This is a genomic window from Variovorax robiniae, assembly GCF_037889955.1.
In the GTDB taxonomy this organism is placed as follows: Bacteria; Pseudomonadota; Gammaproteobacteria; order Burkholderiales; family Burkholderiaceae_C; genus Variovorax; species Variovorax robiniae.
This window is the reverse complement of record NZ_JBBKZS010000019.1, coordinates 16133-30816: the sequence shown is the minus strand read 5'-3', so window position 1 is coordinate 30816 and position 14684 is coordinate 16133. Positions and strand designations below refer to the sequence as shown.

Genomic DNA, 14684 nt, shown 5'->3' with positions numbered 1-14684 from the left:
CTCGCCGGGCCGCCCCAAGAGGTCTGCTCCCCCCGGGGGACGACGCCGTAGGCGTCAAGGGGCTCATAGCAGGACGCGGCGGAAGTCCCCGAGGATTTGCGCCAGGTACACGTTGAAGCGCGCAGCGGCGGCACCGTCGATCACGCGATGATCCCAGCTCAGCGACAGCGGCAGCATCAGGCGCGGCTGGAAGGCCTTGCCGTCCCACACCGGTTCCGTCGTGCTCTTGCACACACCCAAGATGGCGACTTCAGGCGCGTTGATGATCGGCGTGAAGTAGCGCCCACCGATGCCGCCCAGCGAACTGATGGTGAAGCAGGCACCCGACATGTCGGCCGGGCCGAGTTTGCCGTCGCGCGCTTTCTTCGCCAGCTCGCCCATTTCCTGGCTGATCTGGATCACGCCCTTCTTGTCGGCGTCCTTGATGACCGGCACCACGAGGCCGTTCGGCGTGTCGGCCGCAAAGCCGATGTGGAAGTACTTCTTCAGCACCAGCGCATCGCCGTCCAGCGAGCTGTTGAACTCCGGGAACTTCTTCAGCGCCGCGACCGAGGCCTTGATCAGGAAGGCCAGCATCGTGACCTTCACGCCCGACTTCTCGTTCTCCTTGTTGGTGGAGACGCGGAAGGCTTCCAGGTCGGTGATGTCGGCATCGTCATGGTTGGTGACGTGCGGGATCATGACCCAGTTGCGGTGCAGGTTGGCGCCGCTGATCTTCTTGATGCGCGACAGGTCCTTGCGCTCGAACTCGCCGAACTTGCTGAAGTCGACCTTGGGCCATGGGATCAGGCCCAGCGCAGCGCCGCCGTCGCCACCACCGGCCGGTGCCTTGGCGGCCGATGCCTTGGTGCTGGCCTGGCCGGTCATCACGGCCTTGGTGAAGCCCTTGACGTCTTCCTCGGTGATCCGGCCCTTGGGACCGGAACCCTTGACCTCTTCCAGCGGCACGCCGAGTTCGCGGGCGAACTTGCGCACCGAGGGAGAGGCATGTGGCAGGTTGCCCTTGGGCGCGACCGTCGGGTCATGCGCTGCCGGTACGGTCGCAGGCGCGGAAGCCGGTGCAGCGGCGGGCGCCGGCGCCGAAGCCGTGGCTGCCGCAGGTGCCGCGGCAGCCTGCGCCGGTGCGGCCGCCGGAGCCGCAGCCCCACCACCCGAACCTTCGATGATTGCAATCAGGTCGCCGATGTTGACCGTGTCGCCGACCTTGACCTTCAGTTCCTTCAGCACACCGGCCGCCGACGACGGAATCTCCATCGACGCCTTGTCCGACTCCACGGTGATGAGCGACTGCTCCACCTTGATCGTGTCGCCAGGCTTGGCCAGCACCTCGATCACCGCGACGTCCTTGAAGTCGCCGATGTCCGGCACCTTCACCTCGATCGGGCCGGCCGCCGCAGCGGGTGCTGCAGCAGGCGGCGGCGCAGCCACCGGCGCGGCGGCCGGCGTCGCAGCCGGAGCAGCGGCGGGCGCGGCAGCCGGAGCAGCGGCAGCACCGCCACCCTCGCCTTCCAGCACCAGCACGACCGAACCTTCCTTGACCTTGTCGCCCACCGCGACCTTCAGTTCCTTGACCACGCCGGCCTGGCTCGACGGAATCTCCATCGACGCCTTGTCCGACTCCACGGTGATCAGCGACTGCTCGGCCTTGACCGTGTCACCCACCTTCACCAGCACCTCGATCACCGCGACTTCATCGAAATCGCCGATGTCCGGCACCTTGACTTCCACTGTTGCCATCTCGTTGTCTCCCGCCCGTGAGGCGAATCGGTTGTTCGGGTTGTTGGTTGATTACGCGTAGAGCGGGCTGATCTTCTCGGCGTTGATGCCGTACTTCTTGATCGCCTCGGCCACCTTGGCTGCCGGCAGCGCGCCATCTTCGCTGAGCGCCTTGAGCGCGGCAACCACGATGAAGTGGCGGTTGACCTCGAAATGCTCCCGCAGCTTGGCGCGGAAGTCGCTGCGGCCGAAGCCGTCGGTGCCCAGCACCTTGTAGTTGCGGCCCTTGGGGACGAACGGACGGATCTGCTCGGCGTAGGCCTTCATGTAGTCGGTCGAGGCGACCACCGGGCCGCTGCTGGCCGCGAGTTGCTGCGCCACGAAGGGCACGCGCTGTTCCTCGGTCGGATGCAGCAGGTTCCAGCGGTCGGCTTCCTGGCCGTCGCGGGTCAGCTCGTTGAAGCTCGGGCAGCTCCAGACGCTGGCGCTCACGCCCCAGTCCTTCTCCAGCAGTTCCTGCGCAAAGAAGCTTTCGCGCAGGATGGTGCCGCTGCCGAGCAGTTGCACGGTCGGCGCCTTGGCCTTGAGCGCCGGGCCCTGCTTGGCCAGGTACATGCCCTTGATGATCTGCTCCTCGGTGCCGGGTTGCAGGCCGGGCATCGGGTAGTTCTCGTTGAGCAGCGTGATGTAGTAGTAGACGTTCTCCTGGCGCTCGACCATGCGCTTCAGGCCATGGTGCAGGATCACGCCGACTTCGTGCGCGAAGGTCGGGTCGTAGCTCACGCAGTTCGGAATCGTGTTGGCCAGGATGTGGCTGTGACCGTCCTCGTGCTGCAGGCCTTCACCGTTCAGCGTGGTGCGGCCCGAGGTGCCGCCGAGCAGGAAGCCGCGCGCCTGCATGTCGCCCGCCGCCCAGGCCAGGTCGCCGATGCGCTGGAAGCCGAACATCGAGTAGTACACGTAGAACGGCACCATGATGCGGTTGTTCGTCGAGTACGACGTGGCCGCCGCGATCCAGCTCGACATGCCGCCCGCTTCGTTGATGCCTTCCTGCAGGATCTGGCCGGCCTTGTCTTCCTTGTAGTACATGACCTGGTCCTTATCCACCGGGGTGTACTGCTGGCCATCGGGGTTGTAGATGCCCACCTGGCGGAACAGGCCTTCCATGCCGAAGGTGCGCGCCTCGTCGACCAGGATCGGCACGATGCGCGGGCCGAGCGCCTGGTCACGCAACAGTTGCGTGAGGAAACGAACGTAGGCTTGCGTGGTCGAGATCTCGCGGCCCTCGGCAGTCGGCTCGGTCACGGCCTTGAACACTTCCAGCGCGGGCACGGTGAAGCTCTCGTCGGCCTTGGTGCGGCGATGCGGCAGGTAGCCGCCGAGTGCCTTGCGGCGCTCATGCAGGTACTTCATTTCCGGCGTGTCGTCAGCCGGCTTGTAGAAGGGGATGTCGGCGATCTGGCTGTCCGGGATCGGGATGTTGAAGCGGTCGCGGAACAGCTTGATGTCGTCTTCGCTGAGCTTCTTGGTCTGGTGGACCGTGTTCTTGCCTTCGCCGATCTTGCCCATGCCGAAGCCCTTGACGGTCTTGATCAGCAGCACCGTCGGCTGGCCCTTGTGGTTCACGGCCGAATGGAAGGCCGCGTAGACCTTCTGTGCATCGTGGCCGCCGCGGCGCAGTTGCCAGATGTCGTCGTCGCTCATCTTCTCGACCATCGCGGCGGTGCGCGGGTCGCGGCCGAAGAAGTGCTTGCGGACGTAGGCGCCGTCGTTGGCCTTGAAGGACTGATAGTCGCCGTCGACCGTGTCCATCATGAGCTTGCGCAGCGCGCCTTCCTTGTCGCGCGCCAGCAGCGGATCCCAGTTGCTGCCCCACAGCAGCTTGATGACGTTCCAGCCCGCGCCGCGGAATTCGCCTTCCAGTTCCTGCACGATCTTGCCATTGCCGCGCACCGGACCGTCCAGGCGCTGCAGGTTGCAGTTGATGACGAAGACCAGGTTGTCGAGCTTCTCGCGAGCGGCCAAGCCGATGGCGCCGAGCGACTCGACCTCGTCCATTTCACCGTCGCCGCAGAACACCCAGACCTTGCGGTTCTCGGTGTTGGCAATGCCGCGGGCATGCAGGTACTTGAGGAAGCGGGCCTGGTAGATGGCCATCAGCGGGCCGAGGCCCATCGACACGGTCGGGAACTGCCAGAACTCGGGCATCAGCTTCGGATGCGGATAGCTGGAGAGGCCCTTGCCATCGACTTCCTGGCGGAAGTTGAGCAGTTGCTCTTCGCTCAGGCGGCCTTCGAGGTAGGCGCGGGCATAGACGCCGGGCGACACGTGGCCCTGGATGTAGAGGCAGTCGCCGCCGTGGTTCTCGCTCTCGGCATGCCAGAAATGGTTGAAGCCGGCGCCGAACATGGTGGCGAGCGAGGCGAAGGAGCCGATGTGGCCGCCGAGGTCGCCGCCTTCGGGCGGGTGGTGGCGGTTGGCCTTGACCACCATGGCCATCGCGTTCCAACGCATGTAGGAGCGCAGGCGTTCCTCGATCTCGAGGTTGCCGGGGGAACGTTCTTCCTGGTCCGGCTCCAGGGTGTTGACGTACGCGGTGTTGGCCGAGAACGGTTTGTCGATGCTGTTCTGGCGCGCATGCTCGAGGAGCTGCTCCAGGAGGAAGTGAGCACGCTCGGGGCCCTCACTCTGGATGACGGCGGACAGGGCGTCCATCCATTCACGTGTTTCCTGCGCGTCCGCGTCATTCGCGGCCGAGCCAAAAAGATTCTCGGGACTTGCCGACATTTTTGTCTCCTGGGTGGTGGATGGCAGCCAATTTACCGCCGTGTTTGCGATGGCAGGAAGTTTCGCACAACATTTGTGTAATTTCAAATGGTGCTTGATGATTTTATATTATGAGATTTCAAGTTTCGGTGCGTGACATTCCATGCGCGAGTGTCAAGCTCGTTCCAGGGTCCAAACAGGGGGTTCCCATACACTCGGGGGCAATGCCATTCACGTCCTCCGTCGAAGCAGCGCGCCACGTTGCCAGTTCGTCGCCCCTTTCATGGTGGCGCCGGTGGTGGCGACGCCAGACGCCTGTGCTGCAGGACGCGGTCGCCATGCTGGCCCCGCTTGCGGCGGTGCTGCTCTTCCTGGCCGCCATCGTTTCCGCCTTCTGGTACCTGCGCGCGGAAGAGCTCGAACGTGAACAGGAGTCCGTCAAGCGCGACGTCGAATACGCCCAGCAGCGCCTCCGCCTGCGACTGCTCGAGCGGCAGGAGCAACTGATGCGCGTGGCGCGCGACGCCTCCAACCGCGAGATCGATTCCGCCGAGTTCACGAGTCGCGTCGAGTCGCTCGTGAGCCAGTTCCCGGAGTTGCAGGCCGTCACCTGGATCGACGACCGCCGCCGCGTGAAGGCCGAGTACGCTGCGCCCAGCGTGCATCCCTCGCAACAACACCCCGTTGGCGAAGTGCTGCGGCCCGGCGACATCGAAACCAACTACGCCCTCTCCCGCGAACTGCGCCAGCCGGTGTATTCGCAACCCGTCGCAGGCCACGACCCGCCCAGCCTGCTTCAGCTCCACATTCCGCTGTTCGACCAGGGCCTGTTCGCCGGCGTGCTGATGGGTGAGTTCTCGATCGACGGCCTGCTGCGCTACGGCATCCCGCCCGAGGTGGCCGCGCGCTACGCGGTGTCGCTGCTCGACGCCAAGAACGGCCTCATCGCCGGCAACACCGTCAACCCGCGCGAGGCCGGCACGCGCGTGCTGCCGTGGAACGAACACACCAACGAATACGAGGTGCCGGTGTCGCCCGTCGGCAATGGCCTGCTGCTGCGCGCGCAGGCCTATCGCACCTCGCAGGGCTTCGTCGGCAACGGCCTGTTCTGGCTGGTCGGCGCGCTCAGCGTGCTCACGAGCTGGATGCTGATCGGCACCTGGCGCCACACGCGCCGGCGCCTGCAGGCGCAGCAGGCATTGGTTGCCGAAACCAACTTCCGCCGCGCGATGGAAAACTCCATGCTCACCGGCATGCGCGTGCTGGACCTGGAAGGCCGCATCACCTACGTCAACGCCGCCTTCTGCGCCATGACCGGCTGGAGCGAAGCCGAACTGGTCGGCCAGACGCCACCTTTCCCCTACTGGCTCGAATCCGACCGCGAGGTGATGAACGAGCGGCTCGAAGAAGAACTGCACGGCCGCGCCTTGCCCGGCGGCTTCCAGGTCCGGGTCAAGCGCCGCAATGGCAGCGTGTTCGATGCTCGGCTGTACGTCTCGCCGCTGATCGACGCGCGCGGCCACCAGACCGGCTGGATGACCTCGATGACCGACATCACCGAGCCCACCCGCATCCGCGAGCAGTTGTCGGCATCGCATGAGCGCTTCACCATCGTGCTGGAGGCGCTGGATGCCTCGGTGTCGGTGGCGCCGCTCGGCAGCAAGGAACTGCTGTTCGCCAACAAGCTGTACCGCAGCTGGTTCGGCTCCAACACGATTGGCCATCTCGACATGGTGGCGCAGGCGGGCGTGCCCGCCTCGCAGGCGCACGATGACGGCCTGGACGACGTCGACCCCTATGCCGGCCTGCCGATCGACACGCTCACTGCCGCCCAGCCCGGCAACAACGAGATCTTCGTGCCCGACCTCGGCAAGTGGCTGGAAGTGCGCTCGCGCTACCTGACCTGGGTCGATGGCCGGCTGGCACAGATGGTGATCGCGACCGACATCACGCAACGCCGGGATGCGGAAGATTTGTCTGCGGCGCAAGCCGACCGCGCCCAAGCGGCAAGCCGCCTGATCACCATGGGCGAGATGGCTTCCAGCGTCGCGCACGAACTGACGCAGCCGCTCACCGCCATCAACAACTATTGCAACGGCATGGCCTCACGCATCAAGGGCCAGGCCATCGATGCCGACTCGCTGCTGGCCGCGCTGGACAAGACCTCCAAGCAGGCCCAGCGCGCCGGCCAGATCATCCAGCGCATCCGCTCCTTCGTGAAGCGCAGCGAGCCCAACCGCACGCCGGCCGAGGCCAGCACGATGGTCAGCGAAGCGGTGGAACTTGCAGGCATCGAATTGCGTCGACGCAATGTGCGGCTCAACCACTACGTCGCGGCGCGCCTGCCGATCCTGCGGGTCGATCCGATCCTCATCGAACAGGTGCTGGTCAACCTGCTGAAGAACGCGGCGGAGTCCATCGACGTGGCCAATCGGCCGCTGGCGCGGCGCAGCGTAGAGTTGCGGGTGGTTCCGAGGGTGGTCGACGGTCAGAACGCCGTCGAGTTTTCGGTGCAGGACACCGGCATGGGCCTGGCGCCGGAAGTCATGGACCGGCTCTATGAAGCATTCTTTTCGACCAAACCGGAAGGAATGGGCATCGGGCTCAATTTGTGCCGGACCATTGTGGAATCGCACCGTGGACGGATGCAGGCAGAGAACATTTACAATCTCTCACAAGTGGTTGGCTGCCGTTTTTCCTTCTGGATTCCGGTGTTTGACGCGATAGACCCCATTGCAAGTGATGAGACAAAGGTAACGGCATGAGTTTGATTCCCAAGAAGGGCACGGTCTACGTTGTCGATGACGACGAAGCAGTGCGAGATTCGCTGCAATGGCTGCTGGAAGGCAAGGACTATCGGGTTCGCTGTTTCGATTCGGCTGAATCTTTCCTCTCCCGCTATGACCCGCGCGAAGTCGCGTGCCTGATCGTCGACATCCGCATGGGCGGCATGACCGGGCTGGAGTTGCAGGACCGGCTGATCGAGCGCCGCTCGCCCCTGCCGATCGTGGTCATCACCGGCCACGGCGACGTGCCCATGGCCGTCGACTCCATGAAGAAGGGCGCGATGGACTTCATCCAGAAGCCCTTCAACGACGAGGAACTCGTCACGCTGGTCGAGCGCATGCTCGAACACGCTCGCGGCGCCTTCGCCCAGCACCAGCAATCCGCCAGCCGCGACGCGCTGCTGTCCAAGCTGACCGGCCGCGAAGCCCAGGTGCTGGAGCGCATCGTTGCCGGCCGCCTCAACAAGCAGATCGCCGACGACCTCGGCATCAGCATCAAGACGGTGGAGGCGCACCGCGCCAACATCATGGAAAAGCTCAATGCCAACACGGTCGCCGACCTGTTGAAGATCGCGCTGGGGCAGAACGCCCCGAAGAACTGATCACGAATTCGATCTTTCACTGAAATCCACAGCGCCCGTCACGCTTCGCGTGAACGGGCGCTTTTACTTGGAGAATCACCGCCCATGACTGCACAACTCATCGACGGCAACGCACTTGCCAAGACCATCCGCGCCGAAGTCGCCGGCCGCACCCAGGCCCTGCGCGCACGCGGCATCACGCCAGCGCTTTCCATCATCCTCGTGGGTGAAGACCCGGCCAGCCAGGTCTATACGAAGCACAAGGTCAACGACAGCACCGAGACCGGCCTGGAGGCCACGCTGGAGCGCTATCCGGCCACGATGACCGAGGCCGAGCTGCTGGCCCGCATCTGCGCCCTCAACGAGGACCCGAAGGTGCACGGCATCCTCGTTCAACTTCCGCTGCCGAAGCACATGGACAGCCAGAAGGTCATCGAGACGATCTCCCCGGCCAAGGACGTCGACGGCTTCCACATCCAGAGCGCCGGTGCGCTGATGACCGGCGCGCGCGGCTTCTGGCCCTGCACGCCGTACGGCTGCATGAAGATGCTCGAATCCATCGGCTACTCGCTTCGCGGCAAGCATGCGGTGGTCATCGGCCGCAGCAACATCGTCGGCAAGCCGATGGCGATGATGCTGCTTGCCCAGAGCGCCACCGTCACCATCTGCCACAGCGCGACCGCCGACCTCAGGGCCATGACCTTGCAGGCAGACGTGATCGTCGCGGCAGTCGGCAAGCGCAACGTGCTCACGGCTGACATGGTCAAGCCCGGCGCGGTGGTCATCGACGTCGGCATGAACCGCAACGACGAAGGCAAGCTCTGCGGCGACGTCGACTTCGAAGGCGTGCGCGAGTTGGCCAGCTGGATCACGCCAGTGCCGGGTGGCGTCGGACCGATGACGCGCGCAATGCTGCTGGTCAACACGCTGGAAGCGGCCGAAAACGCGGCGTGAGGTTCCGCGCGCCCGCGACCAGAGCCCCCACGGCAATAACCCGATAAGGCCGGCGGGGTGAAGCTTCCGGCCCAAACAACGGCACACTTGAACTTGCCCAGTCCGCCCGCCATCTCAACCAGACCATGACCAATCCTCTCCTCGATTTCACCGACCTCCCCCTGTTCGACAAGATCAAACCCGAGGATGTGGCGCCCGCCGTCGACGTGCTGCTGGCCGATGCCGAGACCGCGCTGCAGACCGTGACCGCACCGGAATTCCCCGCGGAGTGGACGGCGATCGCCAAGGTGCTGGACGTGTCCACCGAGCGCTTCAGCCGGGCCTGGGGCGCGGTCGGCCATCTCAACGCGGTCGCCGACACGCCCACGCTGCGCGCCGCCTACAACGAGGCCATGCCGCGCGTCACCGCCTTCTGGACCCAACTCGGCTCCGACGAGCGCATGTATGCCAAGTACAAGGCCGTCGATGTGGCCACGCTCAATGCCGAGCAGCGCCAGGCCCACAAGTACGCGGTGCGCAACTTCGTCCTCGGCGGTGCGGAATTGCAGGGAGCGGCCAAGGAGCGCTTCGCGGCGATCCAGGAACGGCAGGCCGAGCTGAGCCAGAAGTTCAGCGAGAACGCACTCGACGCAACCGACGCCTTCTCCTACTACGCCGAATTGCCGGAGCTTGAAGGTGTGCCCGAGGACGTCATCAGCACGGCTCGCGCAGCCGCGGAAGCCGAGGGCAAGCCCGGCTACAGGCTCACCCTGAAGATGCCCTGCTACCTGCCGGTGATGCAGTTCGCCAAAAGCAGCGCGCTGCGCCAGACGCTCTACCGCGCTTACGTCACGCGGGCCAGCGAATTCGGCCCGCCCGAACTCGACAACACCGCGCTGATCCGCGAGATCCTCGAACTGCGCCAGGAGGAGGCCCGCCTGCTCGGCTACAAGAACTTCGGCGAGCTCTCGGTGGTGCCGAAGATGGCCGAATCCCCGGAGCAGGTCATCCAGTTCCTGCGCGACCTCGCCGCCAAGGCCCGCCCCTACGGCGAGCGCGATCTGGCCGACCTGCGCGCCTTCGCCGCCGAATCGCTCGGCCTGGCCGACCCACAGCCCTGGGACTGGAGCTACATCGGCGAGAAGCTCAAGGAAGCGCGCTATTCCTTCAGCGAGCAGGAGGTCAAGCAGTACTTCACCGCGCCGAAGGTCATGGCCGGTCTGTTCAAGATCGTCGAGACCTTGTTCGAAGTGAACATCCGCCGCGACGACGCACCGGTGTGGCACCCGAGCGTCGAGTTCTATCGCATCGAGCGCCAGACCCCGCAAGGCGCGCAGAAGGTCGGCCAGTTCTACCTTGACCCGTCCGCGCGCGCCGGCAAGCGAGGCGGCGCCTGGATGGACGACGTGCGCGCCCGCTGGCTGCGCCCCGACACCGGCGCCCTGCAGACGCCGGTCGCGCAACTGGTCTGCAATTTCGCCGACGGCGTCGACGGCAAGCCGCCGCTGCTTACCCATGATGACGTGACCACGCTGTTCCACGAGTTCGGCCACGGCCTGCACCACATGCTCACGCAGATCAACGAGCGCGATGTGTCCGGCATCAGCGGCGTCGAATGGGATGCGGTCGAGTTGCCGAGCCAGTTCATGGAGAACTTCTGCTGGGAATGGGACGTGCTGAAGCATATGACCGCCCACGTCGACACCGGCGAGCCGCTGCCGCGCGCCCTGTTCGACAAGATGACCGCCGCCAAGAACTACCAGAGCGGCCTGCAGACGCTGCGACAGATCGAGTTCTCGCTGTTCGACATGCTGCTCCACACCAGCTACGACGCTGCCACCGCCCAACCCGGCGACGTCCTCGCGCTGCTGGGCCAGGTGCGCGCCGAAGTGGCCGTCATGCCCTCGCCGGAATTCAGCCGCACACCCAACACCTTCAGCCACATCTTCTCGGGCGGCTACGCGGCCGGCTACTACAGCTACAAGTGGGCCGAGGTGCTGAGCGCCGACGCCTATGCCGCCTTCGAGGAAACGGCCGGTGCCAACGGCGAGCCCAGCATCGAGACCGGCCGCAAGTACCGCCAAGCCATCCTCGAAGCCGGCGGCAGCCGCAGCGCGATGGAGTCCTTCAAGGCCTTCCGCGGCCGCGAGCCGCAACTTGATGCGCTGTTGCGACATCAGGGCATGGCCGAGTCGCACGCGGCCTGAACCCTGACGGATACTCGGCCCCATTGACAGTCGATGACCCGGAGTTCCCGATGCGCTTTTCTTCACCTCTCAACGGCCGCTACCTCGCGCTCCTGTCACTCTTGATGGCCGGCAGCACGATGGCGCAGGTCTATCGCCAGGTCGACAAGAATGGGGTCGTGACCTATACGGACCAGCCCTCGTCGCGGGCCGCGCAGCCCGCGACGCCGCGCGGTGGCACGGTGAACGAGATGCCTGATCCGAGCGCCAGCGCCCTGCCCTACGAGCTGCGCCAGGTGGTCCAGCGCTACCCCGTCACGCTCTACACCGGCGATGAATGCCAGCCCTGCAATGCGGCGCGCGCGATGCTGACAACACGCGGTGTGCCTTTCAGCGAACGCACGGTCAAGTCGAACGAGGATGTGGCGGCGTTGCAGCGCCTGAGCGGCCAGAACACGCTGCCGGTGGTAAGCATTGGCACGCAGCAACTCAAGGGCTACTCCGACATCGAATGGTCGCAGTACCTCGATGCGGCGGGCTACCCCAAGAGCAACCAGTTGAGTGCCGGTTACGCGAGGCCGCCCGCGCAGCCGCTGGTCGCGGTCAAGGAAGCGCCGGCGCCGGCAGCTCGTGCCCCTGCGACCGCCACTGCCCCCGCTGCGCCACCGCCGGTGCCCGCCGCCATCTCAGGGCCCAATCCAGGCAACCCTGCCGGCATCAAGTTCTAGGCTTCGCGGCTGGCATCCTCCGTCGCGGCGGATGCCGTCGAAGCGGCAAGCCACTTCGACTTCGAACTCAATCGAACTTGAGCGTCTCCACGCCCGTCGGCGTGCCCAGCAGGCACACGTCGGCCTTCTGGTGCGCGAACACACCCACCGTGACCACGCCGGGCCACTGGCTGATCTCGCTCTCGAACGCCAGCGGATCGCGGATCTTCAGGCCGGTCACGTCGACGATGTGCTGCCCGTTGTCGGTCACCAGTGGCAGGCCGTCGCGCTCGCGCACCTGCGCCATGCCGCCCAGCTTCTCGAACTGCCGCATCACGCGCCGCGCGGCCATCGGGATCACTTCCACCGGCAGCGGAAACGCCCCCAGCACCTCGACGCGCTTCGACACGTCCGCGATGCAGATGAAGCGGCGCGACTGGGCCGCGACGATCTTCTCGCGCGTGAGCGCCGCGCCACCGCCCTTGACCATGTAGCCGCGGCCGTCGATCTCGTCCGCGCCGTCAATGTAGACCGACAGTTCGTCCACCTCGTTGCTGTCGAACACCTCGATGCCCAAGGCTCGCAGGCGCTCGGTCGAGGCCACCGAACTTGACACCGCGCCACGGATCCGATCCTTGATGGTGCCGAGCGCATCGATGAACTTGTTCACCGTGGACCCAGTGCCCACGCCGACGATTTCGCCGGGCACCACATACTGGAGCGCGGCCTGGCCAACCAGGGTCTTGAGTTCGTCCTGGGTCAAAGGCGCCGGGGTGGATGCATTCATCGGGGAAAATCCTGAGTGTCTGAAGCCGAGAATTATCCGATGTCCCTGATGCTCCCCTACGCCTTCGCGCGCCCCTTCCTGTTCGGCCTCGATCCCGAACACGCCCATGAACTCACGATCGCCGGCCTGGAGCGCACGCAGAACACGCCGCTGGCCTGCGTCTATGGCGGGTCGCGCGTCGAGGATCCGGTCACGCTGGCGGGCCTGAAATTCCCCAACAAGGTCGGCCTGGCCGCGGGACTCGACAAGAACGCCCGCTGCATCGACGGATTCGCCTCCATGGGCTTCGGCTTCGTCGAGGTCGGCACCGTCACGCCCAAGGCCCAGCCCGGCAATCCGAAGCCACGCATGTTCCGCTTGCCGCAGCGCGACGCGCTGATCAACCGCCTGGGCTTCAACAACGACGGGCTCGATGCCTTCCTCGCCAATGTGCAGCGCGCCCGCTTTCGCAAGAACGCCGGCGGGAAGGCACCGATGCTGCTGGGCCTCAACATTGGCAAGAACGCCGCCACGCCCATCGAGCGCGCGACCGACGACTACCTGCAATGCCTCGAAGGCGTCTACCCGCACGCCGACTACGTGACGATCAATATCTCCAGCCCAAACACGGCCAACCTGCGCACGCTGCAGAGCGACGAGGCGCTCGATTCGCTGCTGGGTACGCTCGCGGAGCGTCGCAAGTCGCTGGCGGCACAACAGGGGCGGCAGGTGCCGATGTTCGTGAAGATCGCGCCGGACCTTGATGAATCGCAGGTGTCGGTGATCGCTGCTACCTTGAAACGTCACGGCATGGATGGCGTCATCGCCACCAACACGACGCTGTCCCGTGAAGCCGTGGCGGGTCTCCCGCATGCGAATGAAGCCGGCGGCCTCTCCGGCGCGCCGGTGCGCGAAGCCAGCAATCGCGTCATCGCCCAATTGCGCGGCGCGCTCGGCAAGGCATTCCCCATCATCGGTGTCGGCGGTGTCATGAGCGCGGCCGACGCCAAGGCCAAGATCGCCGCCGGTGCCGACGTGGTGCAGATCTACACCGGCCTGATCTATCGCGGCCCAGGGCTCGTGCGCGAGGCCGCCAGCGCGCTCAAGCGCGGCTGAAGGGTCAGCGCATTCGCCAGACGATTGGCGCTATAACCGCACCCCAGCGAATCAACCGACGCGGCCCCAGCACAGCCACGACGGCCGCCGCTGCCACGCCCGTGGCCACCGGATGTTCCCGCGCGATGCGCAGCGCGGCGGCGCCGGCGGACTCGTCCGGCAAGGCGCCCGGAGCAGGCTCCGGGTCCGGCGCTTCGAGCGTCATGATGCGCAGGCGTTGCCGCTCGATGCGCGCCAGCAATTCCTCGCGGGTGGCCGGTCGTTCCGGCCGCTCCTCGCCATCGTGGCGGTCGAGGCCGAAGCGATGTCGCGCCCATTCCCAGTCCCGCTCGAACTCGCGGCGCGTCTCGGCGACCACGGTCCTTGCGCCATTCATGGCCTGCATCAGCTTCACCATGGCGATCACCCAGAGCACGATCCACAACGCGGCCACCGACCAGGCGGCGGCGATGCGATTGGGGGTGTCCCAGAAGTGCACGACGATCGCAACCGAGAGCAAGGCCACGGCCACCGTCGTCAGTCCCAGCACCGCGATCACCAGCAGGAGCATCTGCTTGTAGCGCTGCTTTTCCTCCTCCCACGCCGTGCGCAGGAGTTGAACGCGGTCTTCCGCCGCCAGGGCGCCCTCGCTGGCCGCGATGCGCAGCCCGCGTATCCGGGCGTCGAGCCCGAACAGGGACAGCAGTTTCATGGGCAGACTCCAGGTCTGCGAATCAAGTGCACGGGTCGATGCTGCGGGGTGTGAAGCGTGGCGGCATCAGTCGCGGCGACCAAGCAGCAGGCCCACCAGGATGCCCACCGCCAGTGCGGCACCGGCGATCTGCCAGGGTTCGTCATGTGCGTAGGCGTTGGCCGAACCGGCGGCTTCACGCGCCTTCTTGGCGGCCAGCTTGGTCTTTTCCTGGGCCAGTTCGCGGGCAATCGCCAGCTTGGCGTCGACGCGCTGGCGCAGCGCCTTGATGTGAGGAACGGAATCGAGTTCCTTGCTGGCCAGCACGCCGCGCACGTCGTTGGCCAGATCTTCAGCGACAGCGTTGGCTGCCGCTTCCAGATTTTGGGTGGATGCAGTCATTTGTATATCTTCCCTCCAGTAGATGGTGGGCCGGCACCGCGCCGGCCACTTCACG

General features: G+C 65.7%; 11 protein-coding genes. 6 read left to right on the top strand and 5 right to left on the bottom strand.

All coding sequences use genetic code 11. The annotated features are described in order from the left end of the window. Window positions 1-63: 63 nt before the first annotated feature. Window positions 64-1737, bottom strand: a complete 1674-nt coding sequence (gene aceF, locus WKW79_RS29230) for a dihydrolipoyllysine-residue acetyltransferase (protein WP_340338744.1) — start codon at window positions 1735-1737, stop codon at window positions 64-66. A 51-nt stretch (window positions 1738-1788) separates the two neighbouring features. Continuing rightward, complete coding sequence (aceE, locus tag WKW79_RS29225) at window positions 1789-4503, bottom strand: pyruvate dehydrogenase (acetyl-transferring), homodimeric type (RefSeq protein WP_340338743.1); 2715 nt, start codon at window positions 4501-4503, stop codon at window positions 1789-1791. Window positions 4504-4706: 203 nt separating this feature from the next. Here aceE and WKW79_RS29220 point away from each other — a divergent pair, with 203 nt between their 5' ends. From WKW79_RS29220 to WKW79_RS29200, 5 genes are all read left to right on the top strand, one after another. After that, entirely contained in the window at window positions 4707-7247 is a 2541-nt protein-coding gene (locus WKW79_RS29220; RefSeq protein WP_340338742.1) for a PAS domain-containing sensor histidine kinase, read from the top strand. Continuing rightward, complete coding sequence (locus WKW79_RS29215; RefSeq protein WP_340338741.1) at window positions 7244-7870, top strand: response regulator transcription factor; 627 nt, start codon at window positions 7244-7246, stop codon at window positions 7868-7870. Before WKW79_RS29220 ends, WKW79_RS29215 begins: the two co-directional genes overlap by 4 nt. An 84-nt stretch (window positions 7871-7954) precedes the next feature. Continuing rightward, the gene (gene folD / locus WKW79_RS29210; RefSeq protein WP_340338740.1) at window positions 7955-8803 is read left to right on the top strand and encodes a bifunctional methylenetetrahydrofolate dehydrogenase/methenyltetrahydrofolate cyclohydrolase FolD; all 849 of its coding nucleotides are present in this window, start codon (window positions 7955-7957) and stop codon (window positions 8801-8803) included. Window positions 8804-8928: 125 nt separating this feature from the next. Beyond that, window positions 8929-10989 carry a M3 family metallopeptidase gene (locus WKW79_RS29205; protein WP_340338739.1) on the top strand — a complete coding sequence of 687 codons (2061 nt, stop codon included), beginning with the start codon at window positions 8929-8931 and terminating at the stop codon, window positions 10987-10989. A 50-nt stretch (window positions 10990-11039) separates the two neighbouring features. Next, complete coding sequence (locus tag WKW79_RS29200; RefSeq protein ID WP_340338738.1) at window positions 11040-11696, top strand: glutaredoxin family protein; 657 nt, start codon at window positions 11040-11042, stop codon at window positions 11694-11696. A gap of 67 nt (window positions 11697-11763) precedes the next feature. On the opposite strand, the gene rpiA is transcribed toward WKW79_RS29200, so the two are convergent. Then, window positions 11764-12462 carry a ribose-5-phosphate isomerase RpiA gene (gene rpiA, locus WKW79_RS29195; protein ID WP_340338737.1) on the bottom strand — a complete coding sequence of 233 codons (699 nt, stop codon included), beginning with the start codon at window positions 12460-12462 and terminating at the stop codon, window positions 11764-11766. Window positions 12463-12501: 39 nt separating this feature from the next. Between rpiA and WKW79_RS29190 the strand changes: the two genes are divergently transcribed. Beyond that, entirely contained in the window at window positions 12502-13557 is a 1056-nt protein-coding gene (locus WKW79_RS29190; RefSeq protein ID WP_340338736.1) for a quinone-dependent dihydroorotate dehydrogenase, read from the top strand. Window positions 13558-13561: 4 nt separating this feature from the next. Here the strand turns inward: WKW79_RS29190 and WKW79_RS29185 are convergent, their stop codons facing one another. Together WKW79_RS29185 and WKW79_RS29180 are read right to left on the bottom strand one after the other, a co-directional pair. After that, on the bottom strand, window positions 13562-14248 hold the full coding sequence (locus WKW79_RS29185; RefSeq protein ID WP_340338735.1) for a phage holin family protein: 687 nt from the start codon (window positions 14246-14248) through the stop codon (window positions 13562-13564). Window positions 14249-14314: 66 nt separating this feature from the next. Further along, window positions 14315-14629, bottom strand: a complete 315-nt coding sequence (locus WKW79_RS29180) for an ElaB/YgaM/YqjD family protein (protein ID WP_213953950.1) — start codon at window positions 14627-14629, stop codon at window positions 14315-14317. Window positions 14630-14684: the final 55 nt, after the last annotated feature.

Coding starts and splice junctions, on each gene's coding strand:
- WKW79_RS29180 (WP_213953950.1), bottom strand. CDS start 14,629: ATGACTGCATCCACCCAAAATCTGGAAGCGGCAGCCAACGCTGTCGCT.
- WKW79_RS29200 (WP_340338738.1), top strand. CDS start 11,040: ATGCGCTTTTCTTCACCTCTCAACGGCCGCTACCTCGCGCTCCTGTCA.
- WKW79_RS29220 (WP_340338742.1), top strand. CDS start 4,707: ATGCCATTCACGTCCTCCGTCGAAGCAGCGCGCCACGTTGCCAGTTCG.
- aceF (WP_340338744.1), bottom strand. CDS start 1,737: ATGGCAACAGTGGAAGTCAAGGTGCCGGACATCGGCGATTTCGATGAA.
- rpiA (WP_340338737.1), bottom strand. CDS start 12,462: ATGAATGCATCCACCCCGGCGCCTTTGACCCAGGACGAACTCAAGACC.
- folD (WP_340338740.1), top strand. CDS start 7,955: ATGACTGCACAACTCATCGACGGCAACGCACTTGCCAAGACCATCCGC.
- aceE (WP_340338743.1), bottom strand. CDS start 4,503: ATGTCGGCAAGTCCCGAGAATCTTTTTGGCTCGGCCGCGAATGACGCG.
- WKW79_RS29185 (WP_340338735.1), bottom strand. CDS start 14,248: ATGAAACTGCTGTCCCTGTTCGGGCTCGACGCCCGGATACGCGGGCTG.
- WKW79_RS29205 (WP_340338739.1), top strand. CDS start 8,929: ATGACCAATCCTCTCCTCGATTTCACCGACCTCCCCCTGTTCGACAAG.
- WKW79_RS29190 (WP_340338736.1), top strand. CDS start 12,502: ATGTCCCTGATGCTCCCCTACGCCTTCGCGCGCCCCTTCCTGTTCGGC.
- WKW79_RS29215 (WP_340338741.1), top strand. CDS start 7,244: ATGAGTTTGATTCCCAAGAAGGGCACGGTCTACGTTGTCGATGACGAC.